The sequence below is a fragment of the bacterium genome (assembly GCA_023135785.1).
Taxonomy (GTDB): domain Bacteria; phylum CAIJMQ01; class CAIJMQ01; order CAIJMQ01; family CAIJMQ01; genus CAZNJA01.
Genome location: JAGLSL010000061.1, coordinates 1 through 23,424, shown reverse-complemented (window position 1 = coordinate 23,424; position 23,424 = coordinate 1). Strand labels below are relative to the sequence as shown.

At 35.7% G+C, this 23,424-nt stretch carries 20 protein-coding genes and 1 tRNA gene; 6 read left to right on the top strand and 15 right to left on the bottom strand.

Annotation, left to right across the window (positions count from 1 at the left end; genetic code table 11):
* The 8 genes from KAS42_04880 to rsfS all read right to left on the bottom strand — a co-directional run.
* A partial coding sequence (locus KAS42_04880) for a four helix bundle protein (protein ID MCK4905550.1) occupies window positions 1-364 on the bottom strand: 364 nt, incomplete at its 3' end.
* A gap of 81 nt (window positions 365-445) precedes the next feature.
* Window positions 446-1,495: a type IV pilus twitching motility protein PilT gene (locus KAS42_04875; GenBank protein ID MCK4905549.1), complete on the bottom strand. Its 1,050-nt coding sequence runs from the start codon at window positions 1,493-1,495 to the stop codon at window positions 446-448.
* Window positions 1,496-1,688: 193 nt separating this feature from the next.
* Complete coding sequence (locus tag KAS42_04870; protein ID MCK4905548.1) at window positions 1,689-2,789, bottom strand: PilT/PilU family type 4a pilus ATPase; 1,101 nt, start codon at window positions 2,787-2,789, stop codon at window positions 1,689-1,691.
* Window positions 2,790-3,082: 293 nt separating this feature from the next.
* The gene (gene lipB, locus KAS42_04865) at window positions 3,083-3,796 is read right to left on the bottom strand and encodes a lipoyl(octanoyl) transferase LipB (protein ID MCK4905547.1); all 714 of its coding nucleotides are present in this window, start codon (window positions 3,794-3,796) and stop codon (window positions 3,083-3,085) included.
* A gap of 2 nt (window positions 3,797-3,798) precedes the next feature.
* A complete protein-coding gene (locus tag KAS42_04860) occupies window positions 3,799-4,206 on the bottom strand; it encodes a putative toxin-antitoxin system toxin component, PIN family (GenBank protein ID MCK4905546.1) in 408 nt (135 codons plus the stop codon).
* Window positions 4,206-4,442, bottom strand: coding sequence for an AbrB/MazE/SpoVT family DNA-binding domain-containing protein (locus KAS42_04855; protein MCK4905545.1), 237 nt, complete (start codon window positions 4,440-4,442; stop codon window positions 4,206-4,208). Before KAS42_04855 ends, KAS42_04860 begins: the two co-directional genes overlap by 1 nt.
* 521 nt (window positions 4,443-4,963) lie before the next feature.
* Window positions 4,964-6,613 (bottom strand): arginine--tRNA ligase, encoded by a 1,650-nt coding sequence (locus KAS42_04850; protein ID MCK4905544.1) that lies wholly within the window; start codon window positions 6,611-6,613, stop codon window positions 4,964-4,966.
* 227 nt (window positions 6,614-6,840) lie between these two features.
* A complete protein-coding gene (gene rsfS, locus KAS42_04845; GenBank protein ID MCK4905543.1) occupies window positions 6,841-7,194 on the bottom strand; it encodes a ribosome silencing factor in 354 nt (117 codons plus the stop codon).
* 273 nt (window positions 7,195-7,467) lie between these two features.
* On the opposite strand from rsfS, the gene KAS42_04840 reads away from it, so the two are divergent.
* From KAS42_04840 to KAS42_04815, 6 genes are all read left to right on the top strand, one after another.
* Window positions 7,468-9,135, top strand: a complete 1,668-nt coding sequence (locus KAS42_04840) for a phosphoenolpyruvate carboxykinase (ATP) (GenBank protein MCK4905542.1) — start codon at window positions 7,468-7,470, stop codon at window positions 9,133-9,135.
* Between the two features lie 262 nt (window positions 9,136-9,397).
* Window positions 9,398-10,990: an L-aspartate oxidase gene (nadB, locus tag KAS42_04835; GenBank protein MCK4905541.1), complete on the top strand. Its 1,593-nt coding sequence runs from the start codon at window positions 9,398-9,400 to the stop codon at window positions 10,988-10,990.
* 95 nt (window positions 10,991-11,085) lie between these two features.
* Window positions 11,086-11,844 (top strand): DUF3108 domain-containing protein, encoded by a 759-nt coding sequence (locus tag KAS42_04830; GenBank protein MCK4905540.1) that lies wholly within the window; start codon window positions 11,086-11,088, stop codon window positions 11,842-11,844.
* Window positions 11,845-11,877: 33 nt separating this feature from the next.
* On the top strand, window positions 11,878-12,045 hold the full coding sequence (locus tag KAS42_04825; protein ID MCK4905539.1) for a hypothetical protein: 168 nt from the start codon (window positions 11,878-11,880) through the stop codon (window positions 12,043-12,045).
* A 277-nt stretch (window positions 12,046-12,322) separates the two neighbouring features.
* Window positions 12,323-13,564, top strand: coding sequence for a hypothetical protein (locus tag KAS42_04820; protein ID MCK4905538.1), 1,242 nt, complete (start codon window positions 12,323-12,325; stop codon window positions 13,562-13,564).
* Window positions 13,530-14,240 carry a polysaccharide deacetylase family protein gene (locus KAS42_04815; GenBank protein MCK4905537.1) on the top strand — a complete coding sequence of 237 codons (711 nt, stop codon included), beginning with the start codon at window positions 13,530-13,532 and terminating at the stop codon, window positions 14,238-14,240. Before KAS42_04820 ends, KAS42_04815 begins: the two co-directional genes overlap by 35 nt.
* Before the next feature lie 139 nt (window positions 14,241-14,379).
* On the opposite strand, the gene KAS42_04810 is transcribed toward KAS42_04815, so the two are convergent.
* The 7 genes from KAS42_04810 to tcmP form a co-directional block, all read right to left on the bottom strand.
* Complete coding sequence (locus KAS42_04810) at window positions 14,380-14,847, bottom strand: NYN domain-containing protein (protein MCK4905536.1); 468 nt, start codon at window positions 14,845-14,847, stop codon at window positions 14,380-14,382.
* Window positions 14,848-15,015: 168 nt separating this feature from the next.
* Window positions 15,016-17,652: an alanine--tRNA ligase gene (alaS, locus tag KAS42_04805; GenBank protein ID MCK4905535.1), complete on the bottom strand. Its 2,637-nt coding sequence runs from the start codon at window positions 17,650-17,652 to the stop codon at window positions 15,016-15,018.
* A gap of 129 nt (window positions 17,653-17,781) precedes the next feature.
* Window positions 17,782-19,479, bottom strand: a complete 1,698-nt coding sequence (locus KAS42_04800) for a formate--tetrahydrofolate ligase (protein MCK4905534.1) — start codon at window positions 19,477-19,479, stop codon at window positions 17,782-17,784.
* Between the two features lie 246 nt (window positions 19,480-19,725).
* The gene (queA, locus tag KAS42_04795; GenBank protein ID MCK4905533.1) at window positions 19,726-20,787 is read right to left on the bottom strand and encodes a tRNA preQ1(34) S-adenosylmethionine ribosyltransferase-isomerase QueA; all 1,062 of its coding nucleotides are present in this window, start codon (window positions 20,785-20,787) and stop codon (window positions 19,726-19,728) included.
* 155 nt (window positions 20,788-20,942) lie between these two features.
* A tRNA-Leu gene (locus KAS42_04790) sits at window positions 20,943-21,026 on the bottom strand.
* 154 nt (window positions 21,027-21,180) lie between these two features.
* A complete protein-coding gene (locus KAS42_04785) occupies window positions 21,181-22,047 on the bottom strand; it encodes a radical SAM protein (protein MCK4905532.1) in 867 nt (288 codons plus the stop codon).
* A 2-nt stretch (window positions 22,048-22,049) separates the two neighbouring features.
* Window positions 22,050-23,096 (bottom strand): three-Cys-motif partner protein TcmP, encoded by a 1,047-nt coding sequence (gene tcmP, locus KAS42_04780; GenBank protein MCK4905531.1) that lies wholly within the window; start codon window positions 23,094-23,096, stop codon window positions 22,050-22,052.
* Between the last annotated feature and the right edge of the window lie 328 nt (window positions 23,097-23,424).

Sequence of the window (23,424 nt, the reverse complement as noted above, 5' to 3'; positions counted from 1 at the left end):
CATTTTTGACCTCTTTACCTACTGATTCGATGAGACCAAATAGCGTCTTTGCAGTCTCTTGTCTTGGTTTGTCTAACTGTTTAAACTCTGAATCACTTAAATACTTTAACCCATTTGCTAAATGTAATAAATACTCAGTTTCTGCGATGGAACCGCGTGACATATAAAGAAAATGCAAATAATCTGGTTTGTGTTTACGGCTCGCACCCTCAACAATATTTGTAGTTACTGATACCACCGCTCTTCTAAGTTGGGAAGTTAATCCATATAATTCCTCTTTGGGAAAATGTTTTGTTGCTTTATAAACTTCCATAGTTAAATTATCTGCTAACTGATATGCTTTTATATTCTTATAATCTCTCATATCTTTTGTCCTTGGTCCTTGGTCCTTGGTCTTTAGTCTTCGGTCTTTGGTCTGAAAAATTTGCATTTTAAATTTTTCCTGTTACATTTTCTTAAAATCCAAAGGGTTCTTGGCGTGAGATAATGCTATTTCATAAGTAATCAACCCTTTTTGATAAAGTTCTTTTAATGATTTATCCATGCTTTGCATCCCAAATTGCGCGCCGGTTTGAATGCTTGAAGGAATCTGTTCGGTTCTTTGTTCCCGTATCAATGCGCGTATTGCCGATGTGGCAACGAGTATTTCTGTTGCAAGAATTCTGCCTTCTTTGTCCGCGCGGGGAAGCAATACCCGAGATATTATTGCTTGAAGACATCCCGAGAGCTGTATTTTTATCTGTTGTTGTTGATGAGGAGGAAAGACATCGATTATACGGTCTATAGTTTGCGGCGCATTAGGCGTATGAAGCGTTGTCAAAACCAAATGTCCGGTTTCGGCCGCAGTCAGCGCCGTGGATATCGTTTCTAAATCCCGCATCTCGCCGACACTTATCACATCGGGATCTTGGCGAAGCGTATATTTTAAAGCATTCGCAAAACTCAAGGTATCGGAACCAACCTCTCTTTGTTTGATTACCCCCTGCTTGTTTGTATGGATATATTCTATAGGGTCTTCTACGGTTATTATAAGATATTTATTTTCTTCGTTTATCCTATCGACTAAAGCTGCCAAAGTTGTGGTTTTTCCCATACCTGTAGGTCCTGTGACTATAATTATGCCATTGGGTTTATTAATTAATGTTTTTACAATTTCCGGCAGATTAAGTTCTTCTATTGCAGGAATAACCAAAGGCACTACTCTTAGGGCAGCTTCCACATTTCCTCTTTGCATATGGACATTTACTCTGAATCGTGTAACTTTTGGAATGTTTATTGAAAAATCTAATTCTTTCTTCTCTTCAAATGCGACTTTTTGTGAATCAGAAAGGAACCCGTAGATAAGTTTTTTGGTATCTTCGGATTTCAAAATCGGATAATCTTGCGATAAAATAAGTTCACCGTTTATTCTAAAAACGGGCGGAGCGTTGGCGATAATATGCAAATCCGAAGCGGTTCTTTGGACGGTTTCTTTTAAAAGTTCCGATATGTCCATTTGATTTCTCCTATGTTAAAAGTCAAACAATCCTACTCCCAACCATTCCCACCTCCGAGGTGGGAAAGAGGGTTTCATATCATCTCCTTCTTTTTACAACGCCGTTCAATCGGCAACTACAACGAAATTAGAAAGCAAAGCAAGCTTTGTCACTACTATGTTAAAAGTAGTTGCCCATTTATGGGCTCTGTTCTCATAGAATTTCTTCTTTAGTTCCTCTAAAAATACCTTTAGTTTTAAGGGCAAATTCGGTTGGAGCATCACTCATTTGCATTGCATATTCGTGCGAAATTTGTCCTTCTTTATAAAGTTTTAAAAGTGCCTGAGTGAAAGTTTGCATTCCGAAAAGTTCTCCTTGTTCCATCACTTCCCGTATCTCTAAAAGTCTGTTTTCTAATATCAATTTTTGGATTGTCGGGGTCGGAATCATAACCGAAACTGCCGGAATTCTTTCGCCTTTTAAAGTAGTCAATAGTCTTAAAGAAATGACTCCTTTTAATATATGAGCAAGTTGAACTCTCATTTGCGACTGTATATGTGGAGGGAAAAAATTCAAAATTCTTTCTAGAGTCGACGGCGCATCAATAGTATGCAAAGTTGAAAAAACCAAATGTCCCGTTTCTGCTGCCATTATTGCCGCCTCCGCTGTTGGAGTGTCTCTCGTCTCGCCGATAAGGATAACATCGGGACTTTGTCTTATAACGTGTTTTAAAGCCATCGCAAACGAATTAGTGTCTGTTCCTATTTCCCGCTGATTTATAAGTGATTTCTTGTCTTCGTGCAAAAATTCAATAGGGTCTTCTATTGTAACTATATGTGATTCCCTGTTCTGATTTATAAAATCTATAATTGAAGCAAGTGTTGTGGATTTCCCGCATCCTGCGGGTCCTGTAATCAACACCAAACCTCTTGGCTCTAAAGAAAGTTTTTTCAGCACTTCACTTGGCAGATTAAGCTCTTGGAATGTAGCTATTTTTTTCTTAACTTCTCTTAAAACTATCCCAATCTCTCCCCGTTGCAGAAACATATTGACTCTGAAGCGTCCCCATTTTGGAGAACTATAAGCCAAATCCAATTCTTTGTGTTTGTTAAAAGCTTCTTTATGCTCATCATTCATTATCCTCCGGGATATTAATTCCATATCCGCAGAAGAAATATTTTGAACTGAAATGGGGCAAACACCTCTGCCTGTTCTTATGTGAGGTACACTTCCGACTTTGAAATAAAGGTCGGAAGCATTTTCTTTGAGCATTATGCCAAGAAAATCATCTAAGTCGAACTTTTTCTCGTTCATGATGTTTAATTATACTATAAAATAAAAATAAAAGACCGAAGAAATGAGATACATAGATATACAGTAGAAATAAATGGATATACGTGGATATACGGTAGAAATACAATAGAGATACTATGGAAATAATAAAAATCAAAAAATAGATATACAGTAGAAATAAATGGATATATATTGTTAAAGGATTGAAAACTAAAAAAAATTATATACTATAACTTCAAAAAACTAATGATACAGACAATATATTTCGACATATTTCTATCTATTTCAATTATATTTCTAATTTTAATGCATATTCAACCAGAAAAGATTTTCCGAAAACATTCCACCAATATCTCTTCTATTTTTTCCCTTTCAGGACATCTTCCGTTTAGTTGTTCTTTCATAGAAGTCATGGATTTGCCAAGTCCGCAGGGATTAATCATAGCAAAGTGTTTTATATTCGGGTCTACATTAAGTGCAAATCCGTGACAAGTAACCCACTTGCTTACTCTTATGCCGATTGAAGCAATCTTCTTGTCATCAACCCCATTAGAGCTAACTCCGATGTTACTTCGGGATGTACGGTCACCAAATGGCGACCTATCTCTAACGGGGCGAACCCAGACACCTGTCATCCCTTTTATTCTTTTGGCTTTTATATTAAATTTTTCCAATAACTTTATAATCACTTCTTCAAGCATTCGCAAATAAAGATGAATATCTTTCCCGTAGTTTTTCAAATCGATTATCGGATATCCCACTATTTGACCCGGACCGTGATAAGTAATATCCCCGCCTCTGTCTATCTCGTGAACTTTTATCCCTTCTTTTTCTAGTTTTATAGAGGAGACCAATATGTTTTCCCTGCCACCATTTCTGCCGATTGTAAAAACGGGCGGATGTTCTACCAAAAGCAGCGTATCCGGAATTTGTCCTGCAGCCCTTTGTTTGACAAGCTCTTTTTGGATTTTGTATGTTTCTTGATAATCTTTTAATCCGAGGGACAGAATATTGAGATGTTCCAGCATTATTAAATGTTTCCCAAAAAGTCGCCTATTGTGACTATTTTAATATCTTTATGCTTGCACAAATTAAGAAGATGTTTGTCGCCGCTTATGATATATTTTGCTTTACCGTCAACCGCTAACGCAATGAATTTGTTATCTTCATTATCTTCTTTTACAAGGTTTACTTTTGTGGTTACATTGATAGGCTCAACGAAAGGGAAAAGCTCTTCTTCTAATATGTAGTTTATTTCAGCTTTTGTGAGATTAAATTTTGGATAAGATAATACTCTTATGTATTCTTCAGTTATTTCCTTTGAAATCAGAAAAATAATTTTCTTGTTTTGCCAAAGAGTTCGTATTTTCTCTGCAGTTCCTCCGAACAAAACCGCCGAGATAAATACATTGGTATCTATCACAACTCGCGGGAACATTAGATTTTCCTTGCCCATGTAATTGCTTTTTCTATACCTTTTTCGGTCAATCCCAATTTGGAAATTTTTTTGCGAATATCAGTAAGAGAATTTTTCTTTACGGAAGTCACTTTTACGGGTGTGAGAATTATTTTCTCTTCTATTGTCTCAGCTTCAAAATACTCTACATCTTCAAATCCCTGTATGATTCTTTTAGGCAGAGTAATCTGGTTTTTTACAGTTTTCTTACACAACATATTTTTTCACCTCCGCCTGAATATTAAACGACTACAAGGAAGTTGTCAAGTAAGGAAGCATTACTGCATTGCAGGGTTAACCAAGGAGATTTGAATAAATTTCCGGTTATTCCGAACTGCTTTTATTGTAGTTGCCGATTGAACGGCTAAAAAGTAGATATACTTAGATATACGTGGATATACGGTAGAAATACAATAGAAATACGTTGTAGACAGGCAATATATATCAACATATTTCCAAGTATTTCGACTTATATCAAAGTTTTACTTCTATATATTTCCATTATATTTCTAATTTCATTATTTTATTGTAGTTGCCGATTTATCGGCGTATTAAACAAATTCATTGGCAAATTAAAGAGAAAATTTACCCACGCACAGTTTCGCCACTAATGAAATGGCGGACGATGCGGCCCTGAACCACGAAGGGTTCAGAGTTCTTGTCCCGCACATTACATGGTGCGGGAGATTCCGCTCCACGAAATCTTATAGCATAAAGCATGGCTTGGAGTCGTGGAGCTTCACATCTTCTCCAGCGTTTCTATACCCAAAATGCTTAATCCATTCTCCAAAACTTGTTTGACGCAACTTGCCAATAGCATACGGGCTTTTCTGAGCCCTTCATCAGCCTTTAATATCGGGCATTTGATATAAAAGTTGGAGAATACTTGCGATAAGTTATAAAGATAATTGATGAGTATTGTTGGTTTGAGCGTTCTTTCGGATTCTTCTATTGTGCCTTCGAAATTGGAAAGAATTTTTATTAAATTGTTTTCTTCATCTGTTTTTAATAAAGAAAAATCGATTTTTTCGTCTATTTTTTTCTCGTATTTCCTCAAGATTGAATTTATTCTCGCGCAAGCATATTGAATATATGGACCCGTATCTCCTTCAAATTGTAACGCTTTCCAGCTGAAAGTTACATTTCGCTCCGGAGTAACTTTTAAGATTGAATACTTTATTGCTCCGTAAGCGATTTTTTTTGCGTCTTTATCGTCAATGTTGTTATGTCGCTGTTTTATTTCTTCCCTTGCTTTTTGCAGTGCCTCTTTCATAAAATCTTCCAACAAAACAAGGTTGCCTTTTCTTGTTGACATTTTCCCGGTTTCCAAAAGGACAAAAGAATAAAAAACAGGCTGAGGAGAAGGTTTCCCCAGCAATGTTAAAGCCGCTTTTAGCTGTTGGAAATAAAGCTTCTGGTCTTCTCCAAGAACAATAATGCTTTTGGATTTTTTCTTATCAATATGGTAAGCAAGGTCTCTCAACGGATACAAGCTTGTTTTATCCGCTCTGGTTAGGACTAAGAAAGGACTTTCCATAGGAAGGTTGGAATCTTTCTGGTCAAGCACATATCTTTCTTCCTCGTCCATAAACAGTTTTCCCGTTTTTTCTAATTCTTTTAAAACTTGAACTGTTTTTTTTGTCCAAAGATAGTCTGACTCGTAATCAAATTTATCATACTTGATATCCAGTTCGGAAAAAATCTTTACCTGGCCTTCAACACAAATATCTACAATATCTCTAAATCGTTTCTTTGTTTTCTCATCACCTTCTTCAAGTTTCTTTAATAATTCAAAAACCTTTTGTTCCAATTCCGGAGTTTTTTCAATTTTTTCGTTTATTTTGATATAGAGATTTAATAAATCATTAAACGTTATTTTTTGTTTGTCTTCCGCGCCCAAAACAAGCATTGCTATTTGTTTACCGATATCATTTACAAAATAATGTGTTTCGATATCATACCCTTGAAATCTTAAAAGACGCACGATAAAATCACCGAGTAAAGCGTTTCGCGCTCTTCCTATATGAGGTGAAGCATTTGGATTTATGCTTGTATGTTCGATAAATATCTTCTCTTTTGTGTGTTTTTGGCAACCGAATTTATTTTTCTCTTTTGTGATTTTTATTAGAATATCTTCAGCGATAATTGTTTTATTGACAAGAAAATTCAAATAAGCCCCTTTAGTCTCAACTTTTTTAATAAGTTGGTTGGGTTTGATTTTACCTGCTAAATCTTGAGCGATCTGAATAGGGCTTTTTTTAAAGGTTTTAGCCAAAACAAAACAAGGGAAAGCGTAATCCCCAAAACCTTCGGGAGGAATTTCTAAATTGATTTCTTTTAGATTTGTGATTTTCTTTAACTGTTTTATTATTTCTTCTCGAGGATTCATGTTTTTAATCAGAAAACAAGATAGAAATAAATTGAAATACATGGAAATATGTTGAAATAAATTGTCTGTATACTATGTATTTCTACGTATATCCATTTATATCTACCGTATATCTTTTTTTAATACGCCGATGAATCGGCAACTACAATAAAATTAGAAATATAATCGAAATATATGGAAATAAATTGTTTCTTACTACGTATTTCTATTGTATATCCACTGTATATCTATGTATTTCGTTTATAGTTTATGTTCTTCGCATCACCCCACACTTTTTCCAACTGATAGTAATTCCTTAATTCTTTATGAAAGATATGTATAATTACTCCGTTGTAATCCAAAAGTATCCATTTGCTTTCAGGCGTACCTTCAATATGGTTTGCTTTGATACCTTTTTGGGACAGCTTGTCGGTTATTGCATTGGCAACAGTTTTGATTTGGACCTGACTTTCGCAGGAAAGAATTACGAAATAATCGGTTAGAACGCTAAGGGGTTGCAAGTTTAGGATAACTATATCTTCTGCTTTTTTTTCCTCTGCCGCTAAAGCTCCTATAAGGGCAATTTTCTTGAAATTAATGATGTTCCCACCTCTTGTTTTAGGAAATTTTTGCGCTTATTTTGTTTATTTGGATAGAATTTTAACCTAAAACAACGAATGATTCAACCCCGTTAGAGATGTTAATCTGTCAAAAACTTAGTTAATGTAAAGCTATAAAAGTAATATAATTAAGGCAGGAAATCTCGTAGATACAGAAACACCTAAAGGCATTATCTTATCCCCGCCTTGCCGTCGAGGCAGGTCTAACGAGGTTGACAATCGACGCTTAAAAATGATACACTGTAATCCAATTCGATGGAAGTAGAAAAGATTCTACATATCGTAGCAAATGAGATAAAAGATTTTTATTATCAGCCCAACTTAAGGCATGTAGATGACTATGAGTTGAAAGAGTTTGCGGTCAACTATGGGATTAGAACTCAACATGGCAGTTTGGCTTTCACCTCAAATACGCAATGCTCCTCTTTACCGTTAACCGTTTATGTCGGAGGTAAGGATGTTGCGCAGAAAAATCTAAATCCTTCCCAGATCCGCATTCTTCGAGAACTTCCCACAACTCTGACAAAAGTTCACCATTACGCAAAAAAAGTGCCTTTTACATGTGTCGAAAAGAAAATGTGCAATAACGAAGATTTTAATTTGCACTGTACATTATTCACATCGCTTCACAAAAAAGAAAGCGTAAAATTGCCTTTTTTGTGGAGCCAGTCTTTATTCAATCCGCAAAAAAAACGGGCGTTAAAACTTCATCTTATCTGCATTCCCGAATCGCCTCAGAGACAAACAATCGTTTTTCCGGAAATGGGCGTAACATATGTGCTTGGGAGTGATTATTTTGACGAGATAAGAACTAGCTTTTTGCGGATGGCTATGTGGTTTGCCAAAGCAAACGGGATTCAGGTTCTTTACGGCGCAAGTAAACTCGTTACGCATTACTATAGCAAAGAAAAAAAGTTCAAAAATTATGCGGTGATTTTTGTTGGTCCGTCTCAAACCGGTAAAACAGCTTATTTGAACGACAATTTTTCTTTAAACGCCAAAGGCGAAGATGCAAGACCATTGCAAGATGGAATCTTATTTATAAGAAAACATAATCAGGTTCTTGGCGCGGAAAAAACTTTTTTGGTAAAAGCTCAAGGATTGGAATCTCATTTAAAGCCTCTTCTTTACAGAGCTGCGCTTAACAGAAAAACAAATTTTGAAAATGTCGTTATTGACCATCAAGGCAGATTAGATTTTCAGGACAGCACTGTTACGGATAATGGTCAAGCATTAATTCAAATACAAACCCTGAACCGAGCTTGCTCTGGTTCGGGGCAAGATGTAGGGCGATCAAATCCTGCTTTTTTATCCGAAAAAAATTCTTTAAGCGAAGAAAATTTTAATTTGTCTTCAATAGAAAAACTGGACGGGTTGAAAATATTTATTATGACAAAATTCAATACAGTTGTTCCGCCGATTTGCAAACTCGAACCCGAACAAGCATCCGCTCTTTTTATGTTGGGTGAATCCGTTTACGACAGCAAGATTATTAGAAATCCGGCAAGCAATCCCTATTTGATAGGAAACGCAGAAGAAGAAGCAGAAGGACTTTTAAGTTTTGCAGAAAATAACAAACAAAAGGTTGAAACTTATTTAATCAATACAGGTAGCGTTGGAGAATCGTTTAGTAAAGAAGTCAAAAAGAAGAGAAAATCAAGGCCCAAAAAAATAGAAAACCAGGATCTTTCCCGTATAGGAAAAGCTATCTTTAAAGGAGATATTAAATGGGGGAAAAGCCGATATTGGCAAGTTCTTGTGCCCAAGGTGATAGAAAATGTCAATTTAGATAAATATGAACTCGAAAATTTCTACGGCGCAGATGATATTAAAAAAGCTGTCTCAGCGTTGCGCTTAGAAAGGCAAAAATATCTAAAAGGTTTCCCAAAGCTCCCTTCTTGTATTAAAAAAGCCATTATCTAGTTATAAAGGATAACAGAGGACAGACAACAGAAAAACACAGAATGGAAATACGTGGAAATATAATGGATGTATATAGATATACGTAGAAATATATTGTAACAAGGCAACATATTTCTATATATTTCCCTGCCCGCCTCGCCACTGCTTTAATGGCGGGACAAGCAGGCGGGAATTTATCTCTATCTTATTTTTTAATATCTGATTTCTGAATGCTGTCTTCTTAAGTCTAACCGAATAAAATGAGGTTAAATTGCAATCTCTAATGAATCCCAAAAAATTAAAAACATATCATATCACTACCGATATTCTCATAATAGGTAGCGGCGTTGCCGGCCTTGAGTCGGCACTTGTTGCGTCCAAATACGGAAAAGTAGTTATAGCAACCAAGAAGAAACTTCCCGACTGCAATACTAATGAAGCTCAGGGAGGAGTTGCCGTTGTGCTTTCGAGTAGCGATACATACGCAAAACATATAGAAGACACATTAAACGTTGGTAACGGATTGTGTAAAAGAAAAGCTGTGGAAGTTTTGGTAAAAGAAGGTCCCAAAAGAGTAAAAGAATTAATAGACAGCGGCGCCAATTTTGATAATAAAAACGGAAAAATTCTTTTTACTCAAGAAGGCGGTCATAGTTTAAAAAGAATAATTCATGCTCAGGGCGATGCAACAGGAAGAGAAATAGAAAAGACCCTTATTTCCTGTGTCCATAATTCAAAAAATATTAAAGTTTTGGAAAATACTTTTTGCATTGATTTGATCCTCAAAGATAATCATTGTTTGGGGGCGTACATGTTCACCACAAAAGAAGGGTTATTTTCTGTTTTGGCAGATAAAGTAATCCTTACCGCAGGCGGTGTATGTCAAGTTTACAGGGAAACTACAAATCATGCCGTTGCCACAGGCGATGGTATTGCTATGGTTTATAGGGCAGGAGGACAATTGCAAGACATGGAATTTATCCAATTCCATCCTACTGCTTTATATGTTGCAGGGACTTCAAGATTGTTGATTTCCGAATCTGTTAGAGGCGAAGGCGGCGTTTTAAGAAATAAATACGGGGAAAAATTTATGCTTAAATATCATCCTTCCGGCGATTTGGCTCCCCGAGATATTGTATCCAGAGCAATTATAAAGGAAATGGAATTAACGGATTCACCAAATGTATATCTTGATGTCAAAAGTATCCCTTATCACAAGGTGAGAAAAAGATTTCCCAATCTGGTAAACATATGCGAAAAAGTAGGATTAAACGTAGGTAAAAATCTTGTTCCTGTTCGCCCCTCTGCTCACTATACCATTGGAGGCGTAAAAGTAGATTTGAAAGGCAGGACATCTATAAACAATCTCTTTGCATGCGGAGAAGTTGCTTCTTCCGGCGTTCACGGAGCAAATCGCCTGGCTTCAAATTCATTATTAGAAGGATTGGTTTTTGGTTATAGGACAGGCAAAGAAGCAGGGCAAACTCTTGGGGGAAAAAGAAAAATTAAAGAATCAATCTATATCAAGAACCATCCTTCTCAGTTGCCATTCAATCTTGACCTGGAAGATATTAAAAATTCTTTAAGGAGTTATATGACTAGAGATGTAGGAATTGAAAGGAAAGAAGACAAGCTAAAGGAAGCAAAAGATAAAATAAAATTTTGGATGGATTATGTTCTTGTAAAAGAATTTTCTTCCCCAAAAGGGTGGGAACTTCAAAACATGCTTACAGTAGCTTCTTTGATAGTAAAATCCGCTCTTATAAGGAAGGAATCCCGCGGCGGTCATTATAGGTTGGACTATCCAAAAAGAAATGATAAAATTTGGCAAAAACATATTATCTTACAAAAAGAAAAAGTTAAATATGAGAAATAACCCGTTGCTTGATATCAACCTTTTTTTAAATTATTTTAAAAAGGGAAAGCAAGCGACAGACGGGAAAACTACAACAAGAAAGGAGATATAAACATATGAAAAAAAAGAAAATATTTTTTGCCCTTATTGTCTGCATGCTCTTTTTTCTTTATGGGAACTTTGAACTAAAATCCCCTGCCAGCTTCGCATCAGGCGAGGAAGAAATTTTTTCAAAAGACACTGAAAAATTGGAATTTTCCCTTAGATGGAATGGCATAATAGGCGGCAAATCAACAATAGATTTCAAAAAAATTCCTTTACCCGATTTGGAACAAAAATCTTATTTTTTCAAGTCCCAATTAAAAACTGTGGGCTTAGCGGATATATTTTTTAGAATTAGGAATGAATATTCTACGCTTGTAATTCTCGACTCAAAAGAAATCTTGCCGATATGGTGGGAAGTAAAACAGGAGGAGATAAATTATAAATACGAAGAGAAAACGGATTTTGTGGAACTTTTAGCAAAAGAACCCGGTTTACAAAATCCTTTATCATCTTTATTTCTAATCCGTTTGAAAAAGTGGGAAGTAGGTGAGAGCGTTATTGTGCCTGTGTTAGTTCAAAAGAAAATTCATCCCATAAAAGTGCAAGCAGTTTCAAAAGAACCTTTGAAAATTTACGGCAAAACTTTCGATACTATTGTGATTGATGTTGCGACACAAGATGTTACATTGGGCATTTCCTCTACCAAAATAAGTGACATAAAAATATGGTTGACCGACGATGAGAGAAAACTGCCCATTTTGATGAAAGCCAACACTGCAGTAGGTCCCATAACAGTTTTGTTGGATAACAGAGAAGAACTGATGAAATAAATGTGGATATACATAGATATGCAGTAGATATAAATGGAAATACGTGGAAATATAATAGAAACACATTGTAACAAGGCAATATATTCCAAGGTATTTCTTAAAAATACTGCAGTTGCCGATTTATCGGCGTTGTTTATTGTTGTTTGTAGTGGCAGAGTTTACTCTGCAAATAAAAAAAGCGAAGCAAGCCCTGCCCCGTAGCAGACGAGAATTTGGCAGGCAAGCAATACTCAATTTCTAATAGGGTGAATATCTAATTTAGGAATTCGACATTGGGCATTTCATTAGGAATTAGAAATTGGTAATTAGGAATTTAAGTAGGGTATAACAAAACATGTAGTTGCCGATTTATCGGCGTATTAAAAAAAGATATACGGTAGATATACATTGTTAAATGATTGAAAACTAAAAAAATTACATGCTATAACTTCAATAAACTAATGATAAAGACAATATATTTCGTGAGTTTTTAAACACTATGATTCTGGAAAGATTTTGGGAAAAATTAATAGACAAGATAGAGAATATAGACAAGGGGGAAATTCGCCAGTATATTGGCGAACTTCTTTGGGAAAGAGGTCTTTTAGAAAATATTTTCAATTCTCTTACAGAAGGAATACTCGTTTTAGATTTTGACAATAACGCTGTATATATAAATAAACGTCTTAACGAGATAATGTCTATTGATATAAACGACCTGTTTGGTTCTTTTTCGTTCTATGACAAACGTTTAGCGCATTTGATATTGGAAAGCAAAAAGGAATTCAAAGACGAAATAGTAGAGGTCTCAGAGCCCCGCCACCGTTTGCTTAAAATGAGCAAATTAGCCCTTTTATCGAAAAAAGGGAAACCCTTAGGAGGGATTGTAATAATAGATGACATCACTCAAGAAAGAAAAACTCAAGAAGAAAGGGCAAGCGGAGAAAGGTTTGCGATTTTATCACAACTTGCAGCCGGCGTTGCACACGAAGTCGGCAACCCTTTAAATGCTCTTCAGATTCATCTTGAACTTTTAAAGAAGGAAATTAAAAAATTATCTGCCAATTCCCAGGAAAAACTTGTCGGTTTTGTGAAAACTATAAGAGAAGAAATAGACCGACTGGATAAAATAGTCGAACAATTCCTTGAAGCATCTCGCCCCTCACTTCTCAAATTAGAGGAAGTAAAAATAGAAAATATAATAAAAGAGGTTATCACTTTCTTCTCGCCCGAGTTTAAAAAAAATAATATAGAAATAAAAGAAAGCTTTTCTCCATATATTCCTTCCTTTCTTCTTGACCGTATTCAGATAAAACAAGCGTTACTGAACATCTTTAAAAATTCCTTAGAAGCAATGCCTAAAGGCGGAAATATTTATATATCCACTTTTTTAAGAGGCGACATAATTGAAGTAGTAATCAAAGATGAGGGAATCGGTATTGCTGAAAATAATCTTTATAGAATATTCGAACCGTATTTCACGACAAAAACGGAAGGTTCGGGTTTGGGTCTGATGATAACATATCGCATAATCAAAGCTCACAGCGGAGATATAAAATTCAAAAGTAAATTAGATGAAGGCACCGAAATTACCGTAATCCTTCCCTTGAAAAGAGATAATGTCCCCCTTCCTGCGCGTTTTGGAAGACCTCCTCTCTTAAAAAATTTTACAGGTTCTCACAATATTACGCAGAAAAAAATAAAAAATGAAAGTTCCGATTCTGTTTTATCACAAAATTAGCCGACCAAATCCTAAGGCAAAAGTATCAGCCCTATATGTTACACCATATAATTTTCGCCGTCAGATGAGGTATCTTAAGTGGCGCAGTTATAAGACCATCAGCTTATATGAATTGCTCAATTGGCTTGACGGTACAAAAAAACTTCCCCCAAAATCTATTATTCTCACATTTGATGACGGATATGAGGACAATTATACTTACGCATTCCCTATTCTAAAAGAGTTCGGATTTACCGCGACTATTTTTCTGATAACAAAAGATATCGGCGGTTCATCCGGATGGATAAATAGTGAGGAAACTATAAAAGAACCTCTACTCTCGTGGGATAAGATAAAAGAAATGGCGAATTACGGTATAGATTTTCAGCCGCATACTCATACACATCCATCCCTACCTAAACTGGATAAAGAAAAAATAAAAGAAGAACTCGTTATTTCAAGAGAGATAATCGAAAAACAACTGGAAAAGAAAGCGGATTTTTTATGTTATCCATACGGACACTTCAATTCTGGGGTGCAACAGATTCTAAAAGAAGTCGGCTATAAATGCGCTTTAACTACAAAAAGAGGCCGAGTAAAGCAGAACGACAACCTTTACGCACTTAATAGAATAGGGATTAAAGATACGCACGGATTATTCCGTTTTATAAGGTATGTAGAATTTAAGTATAGATGAACTAAAAAGTTAATATAGGTTAATAAGAGGTTAACAAGGGTTAAAAATGGTTGCATTAAAAGCAACCAATATTAACTTTGCCCGCCACAAAGATTGGCGGGCATTATTAACTTATTTTAACCGTTATTAACCAAGTTTTTTATTCCCACTTTTTTTTAAGTTCCTCGGTAATTGCCCTTGCTTTGACACTATTCACAAAATCGTCTTTGTTTTCTTCGGGTTCTTCAGGAAGTTCTTTTCTAACGGGGGAAACTTTGCTTATTAGCTCAAGCGAAGATATAAGTTTACAAAAATGCATTTTTGCAAAATCTTTGATTTCCCTGTCATCTGTTGCTATTACCAGCGATTTTGAATTTTTACTTCTTTCTATAAGGGATTTAATGTGGTCGTCAGCCGTTCCGTTTTTTGTATAAAAAACACTTATATTCGAGGTTCCTCTGTTAGGCAAATCACCGAATTCTTCTTTCCCGTCAAAGACTACCATTATCCCACCAAACATTTTATCTCTTCTGCTCAATATGCTTATAAAATGGTCTCTTCTTGCTTCCAGAGTCTTATCTCTTAACCCCATCTGCATAAGCACATTATATCCGTCAACGATTAGCATTATTTTACTCCTCTAATCCTCCCTAAATTTCTAATTACTAATATCCAATTTCTAATCAAATGTCCAATTCTTCAAAATTTCTTTGATATTCTGTCATTGGAGCATTTTAAATTAGATTATTCATTGGAAATTAGGAATTGGGTATTGGAAATTCTTTGTTTGGCAATTTTACATTTTAAATTGTTTTTTGATGATATTCTCCGCTTCCTGTAGGGCCTTATCCAATTTACTTATATCTTTGCCTCCGCCTGTTGCCATCTCGGCTCTACCTCCGCCGCTTCCACCCGCAATTTTAGAGATTTCGCCTATTATCTTCCCCATATTGAGTCCTTTTTTTACTAAATCACTGGTAATGCCCCCGACAAATATGACATTTTTATCTTTTACTGACCCAAAAACAACAACAGCGGAGTTTTTTATTTTGTCTTTCAAGATATCAACAGCTCTTCTTAAACTGTCTCTGCCAACTCCGTCTATTCTTAAATTAACAACGCTTATTCCGTTTATAGTTTTAGCTTTATCCGACGCATTGTTTATCTTTTCAAGTAAAGTTTGTTCCGATAACACCCCTATCTGTTTTGAAAGAAGTTTTTGCCGGTCAAGTAATTCTTCAATCCTTTTATCTATAGATTCCGGGGACACCTTTAAAAGACCGGATATTTTTTCGACAGAACGCATTTTATTTCTGATTAGTGTATAGGCGGGCTCTCCCGCTACTGCTTCGACTCGCCTCAAACCTTTTCCTACAGAACTTTCGCTCGCTATATGAAACATGCCTATCTGTCCAGTATTTTTTACATGAATTCCTCCGCAGAATTCCTTGCTTGTATCACCAACCGAAACCACCCGTACAAACTCGCCGTATTTTTCACCGAAGAAACTTAAAGCGCCTTTCTTTTTGGCTTCTACAAGCGATAAATTTTCTATTTTTACAGGTATAATTTCTCTTATTTTTTCGTTAACTATTTCTTCTATTCTTGCAAGCTCCTCTTTTGTAATCTGGGAAAAATGTGAAAAGTCAAACCTTAAGTAATTTTCCTCAACAAGCGAACCTGATTGCTGAATGTGACTTCCCAATACGGTTCGCAGAGCGTATTGAAGCAAATGCGTTGCGGTATGATGGCAGGCGATATTTTGTCTTCTTTGTTTGTTTACCGTTAAATGTATTTTTTCTCCTTTTTCTATTTCTCCTTCTTCTATTTTCGCATTATGGACTATTAATCCTTCTTTGCCATAATACACATTGTCTATGCTACCCTTTGCTTTTTTCGTCTGAAAACTGCCCATATCAAAAACCTGACCACCCATTTCCGCATAAAAAGGGGTCGAGCCGATAATTAATCCAACTTCTGTATTGCCTATTTTCCTTTTATAATCGACGCTGTCTTTAACAATAGAAAGTATCTCAGTATCGCATTGTAATTTTTCGTAACCTACGAATTTTGTAGAGCCGAATTTTTCCGACAGATGCTCATATAGTGTTGCTTTGTCGGAAGTTTTCGTATCTCCTGACCATGCAAGCCTTCCCTTCGTTTTTTGAGAGTCCATTTCCTTCTGAAATCCCTTTTTGTCTACTTCAAAACCTTCCTCGCTTGCAATTTCTTCAACCAAATCCGAAGGCATCCCGTATGTATCGTAAAGTTTAAATAATTCTTTCCCATATATGATATTTTGTTTTTTCTCTTTATGTTTTTGAAAAATTTCTCCCAAAATTTTAGAACCTTCCCTAAGAGTGCGTTTATAGGAATCTTCCTCGCTTTTTAAAACTTTGGCGACATGCTCCTTCCTGTCTTTTAAATCAGGATATGCCTCTGCCGTTGTTTTTATTACGGTAGGAATGAATTCATATAGGAAAGGAAGTTTGAGCTTTATTTTTTCTCCCTGCCTTGCGGCATTTCTGATAAGTCTTCTTAGCACATAACCTTTTCCGTCGTTGGACGGGAAAACCCCGTCGGAAATCAAAAATACAATCGCTCTTATATGATCCGAAATAATTCTTATTGGCCTTACGTTTTCTTTATTGTATTTTGTTTTCGATTTTTCGCATATAGATTGGACAAGAGGAGAAAAAACATCGGTTAAAAAATTATCTTCCATTTTTTGCATAATAGCCGATGCTCTTTCCAACCCCATTCCCGTATCGATATTTTTTTGTGGCAATGGTTCCAAACTTCCGTCTGCTTTTCTATTGAATTGAGTAAATACAAGATTCCAGAGTTCAAGATGGCGTCCGCAATCACAGTTTATATCGCAACTTTTTTTACCACACCCGAACGCTTTCCCTCTGTCAATAATTATTTCTGAACAGGGGCCGCAAGGACCCGTTTCTCCTGCATCCCACCAGTTAGTGCTTTTCCCCAAAGGCACTATCCGTTCTTTTTTAACACCTATTTCTTTGCTCCATATTCTGTAAGCCTCTTCATCATCTTCGTAGACGGAAATCCAGATGCTTTCTTCCGACAGCTTAAAGGTTTCTGTTACAAACTGCCAAGCCCACTGAATCGCTTCTTCCTTAAAATAATCACCGAAGGAAAAATTGCCAAGCATTTCAAAAAATGTATGATGTAGAGGACTTTTTCCGATAATCTCTATATCCGAAGTTCTAAAACATTTCTGGCAAGTCGTAACCCTTTTTAATTTCTTATCACCCAGCCCTAAAAATTCTTTTTTGAATTGATTCATTCCCGCGCCGGTAAATAACAGCGTAGGGTCGTCTTGCGGTATTAAAGAAGAAGGGGGTTTAATAATATGCCCTTTCTTTTCAAAAAATCTAAGAAATTCCGTTCTAATTTCGCTTGATTTCATAGTATACTTTTAAATCGGTTAATAACGGTTAAAAGAGGTTATCAATGGTTAACATATGGTTGCAAAAAACTTAAAATGCAACTTTTATTAACCCATGTTAACTTATATTAACTTCTGCTAACCTTTTTTTTAAAACAGTCCCAACGTCTTGCCTTCATTGTCGATATCCACATCCATATACGCAGCGCGAGAAGGAAGTCCCGGCATTGTCCGCATCTGGCCAAGTAACGGATATAGAAAACCCGCTCCTATTGAAGCTCTTATATCTCTTACCGGCACACGGAAACCTTTAGGCGCGCCTTTTAAATTAGGGTCATGCGAAATAGAAAGATGTGTCTTAGCCATATTTATCGGTAACTTGCTGTAACCTAATTTTGTATAAAGTTTTATTCTCTTTTTTGCTTGCGGAGAATAATCGACGCCATCCGCGCGGTATATTTTCTTAGCAATAGTTTCTATCTTTTCTTCAATTGATAAATTATCAGGATAAAGAAAATGGAAATTATTAGGCATATCGCAGGCTTTTACTATAGCTTCAGCCGCTTCTATACATCCTTCGCCTCCTTTTGCCCAAGGGTCTATAGGAACAGCAAAGCTTGCTCCGTTATCAACAGCATACTTCTTAACAAAATCCGTTTCCTGAGGTTTATCGTCTGTAAATTTGTTGATAGTAACTACAACGGGTATGCCGAAACTAAGCATATTTTCTATATGCACTTTTAAATTCTCGCAGCCCTTTTCCAAGGCAGGCATATTATCTTTTGCTACGAGTTCTCTATTTAATTTCTGTCCCGGCTTTAATTCAAAAGCACCGCCGTGCATTTTTAAAGCTCTTATGGATAAAGTAATTACTACACAATCTAATTTTAAATTGGCTTGTCTACAAACTACGTCAATTAATTTTTCCGCTCCGCAGTCAGCGCCAAATCCGCTTTCAGTAACCACATAATCAGCTAACTTAAGCGCTGCAAGATTGGCTATAACAGAATTATTACCATGAGCTACATTGGCAAAAGGGAATCCGTGAACTATGGCGGGAGTATTTTCAAGCGTCTGCACCAAGTTTGGTTTTATAGCGTCTTTCATCAACACAGTCATTGCACCGGCTACTTTTAAGTCTTCTGCGGTTACGGGTTTTCCATCATAAGTATATCCCACCACCATTCTTCCCAATCTTTCCCTTAAATCTTTCAATGAATTAGTTAAGGAGTGAATGGCAGCGGTCTCTGTGGCTACAGTAATATCATAACCTGTCTGTCGCGGATAACCGTTAGCTTTTCCGCCCAAACCAATTACTATATCTCTTAAAGCCCTGTCACTTACATCGACACATCTGTTTATTGTTATGAAATTAGTATCGATATTGAGCTTGTTGCCGTGAGCAATATGAGAATCAAGCGCGGCGTTTAATAGATTATGAGCCGTATCTACTGCATGAATGTCTCCTGTAAAATGAAGATTTATATTCTCCATTGGGACAACTTGCGAATATCCTCCTCCGCAGGCACCGCCTTTTATTCCGAAAGTCGGACCCTTTGAAGGCTCGCGAATAACATTGCAGGTTTTCTTGCCAATTTTAGAAAGAGCCATCCCTAAGCCCAGATTAGTAACTGTTTTACCTTCCCCTAAAGGTGTAGGGGTTATAGCTGTAACAGTTATGAATTTGCCTTTAGGTTTATCTTCTAATCGCTTGAGTATATTAAGGTCTATTTTCGCCATATAATTGCCGTGAGATTCTAACTCGTCTTGTTGCACTCCTAACTTATCGGCAATCTCGCTAATAGGCTGCATTTTTGCTTGTTGAGCAATTTCCAAATCCGATAACATTGTCCAAACCTCCTGATTTTGTTTTTGTAAGTTAGTAATTTACTAAAAATAGCTACTGTTAGTCAATCTAACTCCACAAAAACAGGTATATGTTTTTGTGGGATGGTTAACATAAGTTAACACAGGTTAACATTGGTTAACAAAGCCCGCCATTAAACATTGGCGGGCAAGGTTGCTTTTAAAGCTTTTTCCTGCAACTGTTATTAACCTCTTATTAACCCTTTTTAACCATTGTTAACGTGTTTCTCATATTATCAACATCGCATCTCCAAAACTATAAAAACGATAATTTTTTTTGATAGCTTCTTGATAAGCTCTTAATATCAGTTCTCTTCCGCCAAAAGCGCAAGTTAACAATAGTAAAGTTGATTTGGGAAGATGAAAATTAGTAATAAGCGTATCTATAGTTTCGAATTTATAACCCGGATAAATAAAGAGCGAAGTTTTTCCCATATTTTTGCTTATTTTGCCATTCTTAAATGCGCTTTCGAGAGTTCTTACACTTGTAGTTCCCACAGCAACTATTCTTCCCTTTATTGCTAATTGCCTGTTTATTTTCTCTATCTCCTCGTTTCTTAACTCGAAATATTCCTCATCCATTACATGTTCTTCTAAGATTTCTGTTTTTATGGGATTAAAAGTGCCTCTGCCAACTATAAGTGTTATCGTCGCAACCGATATCCCTTTGGCTTTCAGCCTTTCAAGCAATTCTTTCGTAAAATGAAAACCTGCTGTAGGCGCCGCTATAGCCCCCTCTTTTTTGGCATAAACAGTCTGATATCTTTCTTCCGAAGTATCAGTTCTCTTTGTAATATACGGGGGTATGGGCGCTTCTCCTACATCATTTAAAATTTCCCTAAAATTTCCTTCATACTCAAAATTTACAGTATATATTCCCTCGTTAGAATCCTCTATTTCACCTTTTAACCTGCCTTCGCCGAATATCATCCGAAGGCCTTTTTTTATTCTACCCGAACCCTGAACAAGACACTTCCACCGATTGGTATTCACCCCGCCCCTTGTAAAAACCTGTCCCTCGGAACAAGGGGCGGGGTCAACAAGCAGAATATTTACTTTACCGCCTGTTATCTCTTTTTTACCTAAAAGTCGCGCGGGAAATACTTTCGCATCATTTATTACTAATAGGTCGCCTTTATTAAGAAAATCACCTATATCGCTAAAGACTTTATGCTGGATAGTTTTGTTTTTTCTGTCAACAACCATTAACTTGGAACTGTCTCTTGGCGTTACAGGTTCTTGCGCAATAAATTCTTTTGGAAGTTCGTAATTAAAATCGGAAAGTTTCATTTTTTTTGGATATAAGATAGAGGGTTTACCCCGTTAGAGATAGGTCGCCACTGTATCTGTGGCGACCGCAAATTATAAATTGAGCGTGTATACGCCGTAACCTTTTTTACTCTGGACGAACTATATAAAACTATTTCACTTAATCTCTAACGGGGTGCCGAGGGGGGGACTTGAACCCCCATCCTCTTACAAGGACATGGCCCTCAACCATGCGCGTCTACCAGTTCCGCCACCTCGGCAATGTTTGGATATTTTAGCATATTGGGGGAATTGTACAAAAGACTTATGACGTTAGACTATAGGTTTATGACTGTAGATTTTTAAAATGGAAAGAAAAGGATAAAATTTTGGATTATAGAAACCAGTTAACAAATTTGCTGATGTTTTGATGTCCTATATATTTGCCTTGATTAATGATAGAGTGTTTTGATTTATATATTTCAAATCTTCTTTGATATTTTTTACAAAAATCTTTTCTGTTTTTATGTCGTCTTTCTTTTGAGTACCGTATTTAATATGATATTCAATGTTATTATTTTTGCAGAATTCAATTACTATCTCAGCACATTTTTGATAAAAATCTCTGTTTGCTCCAAATTTACTTGATTTAACGTTATAGTTTAGCTTTCCGAAAATAATTTTATCTACAAAGGTAATTTTGTTTAAAATTTTTCGTAAATCCTGTTGTATTAGATTTGGCGTTGGATATGGCTCCATGCTAACCCAAGTCTTTAATCCTTTGTTGTGTAAATATTCTAATGATTTGATTCTTTCTTCGTAAAGAGCAGAATAAGGTTCAAATCTTTTTTTAAATTTTTCATCTAAAGAAACTATGGTAGTTCCATATTCGTTATTTTTGCCATATCTTCTAGTATCAATCAAAACTTGCGGGTAAATCCCTTTTGTCAAAACAACACAACGGATATTATCTTTGTTTAATCTATCAATTATTTTCAATGTTAAATCCGATACTTCTGGATATTTGCACATAAAAGGATCCGTAGAAAAACATAGATGAACAAATTTAATTTTGTGTTTATATTTGGGGATTTCTTTATTTAATAATTCTAAAGCATTTACTACAATCTTTGGTTGTAGCCATTCCTCATAATCCTTAATAATTCCACATCTTTTTTTCATCATCATTGCATAACAAGGAAATCGGCAACCATGTGCGCATCCTTCTACATGATTTATACAAAAGTCAGCATATTCAACGCCACTTTGATAAAGCAAAGATTTCCTTTTAATGCTACGCATTTTTATATTATATTAAATAAATCATCATTATTAAAAGACCTGCACCTTGGTCTTGGATTTACTCTGTTTAGTTTCTTATTTTTTTCTAGTTTAATTAAGGCATCTTTAAAATCTTGAACTCTATATAAATGTTTCCCTGGCAACATTTTCTCTAATATATTATTTAATGATAAATTCCCTCTACCTGCAAATTCATTATATACTGCATTGGTTATGTCTTGTAGAAAAAACAATGTCTTTCTTCCAGGCTCACCTTCTACGAAATGGTCTTTCATTTTCTCTAAACCTCGCCTTTTTCTAGTTGCAAAAATGAGATAATACATATGAACATTATGAGAATTCTTAATGTTTTTAACTGCATAATACTTGAACCCCAGACCTTTTAGCCCTTGCAAATAAATATTTAAATATTTTCCCTTGGCAATTGAAGCAGATATAGTTCTTTTTCTCCTTTCCTGATATATTGAATCCCATTCTTCCGAACCGAATATTTTGATTAATTTTTTTCTCATCTCTGTATCTATTGTTTTCCCTTTCCAAAGAGGCATATATCTATTAATAGCCATTCCAAAAGGAAAATTAATAAGTAACTCGGCCTTGGACTTTTCTGATATTTTAATAATCGTATCCCAGTAAAGATCTCCAGCTTGTGGGTCTAATAGAGCTATGAAAGGTATATTATTATTTATTTGATTAAGGACTTTGATTATTTCAACGTTGCAATCACCCTTAAATATCTTAATAGGTAATTTAGGAAATAACTTCTTAAGTTTTTCTAATTCTTTTACTTTCTTTTCAGTGAGTTCAACAAGAAAGTAACAACTGAAAGGTGGATTTATCTCTAAAGCTAGAGTTGCTGAACCGCTAATAGTTTTTGATGTTTTTTTACTCGTACAGAATCCTGAACCTGCAAATCCATCTATAAAATAATATTCCTGATATCCTGCTCGGCTAATTATATTTGAGTAAGCACTAAGATATTTATAAATACAAGCAAGTTTTCTTTCTGACCATTCACCAACTTTCTTTCCAAAAACTTTTTTTGTCACGTTAAACTTATTATATTCCTCCACCAAGTGATTGGCAATTCTCTTTTAAATCCGAAATTCCATAGTCCCCCTGTTTCATTTCAATACCCGATGATTTCAAAGAAATCACTCTTCGGGTACAAGAGAAATGTAGGGGGAGAATATCGGAACTCTAGACAAATTCTAAATTATAATTTCCAAAATTCTAAACGTTTTGGTCATTTGAATTTTTGTCATTCGATATTGTTTAGGATTTCGTGCTTCGTGCTTCGGATTTGGGAATGATAATGTTTTTTAGTCTTATGTCCTTGGTCTATAGTCTGTCTTCTGTCGTCTGTCCTCTGTCTTC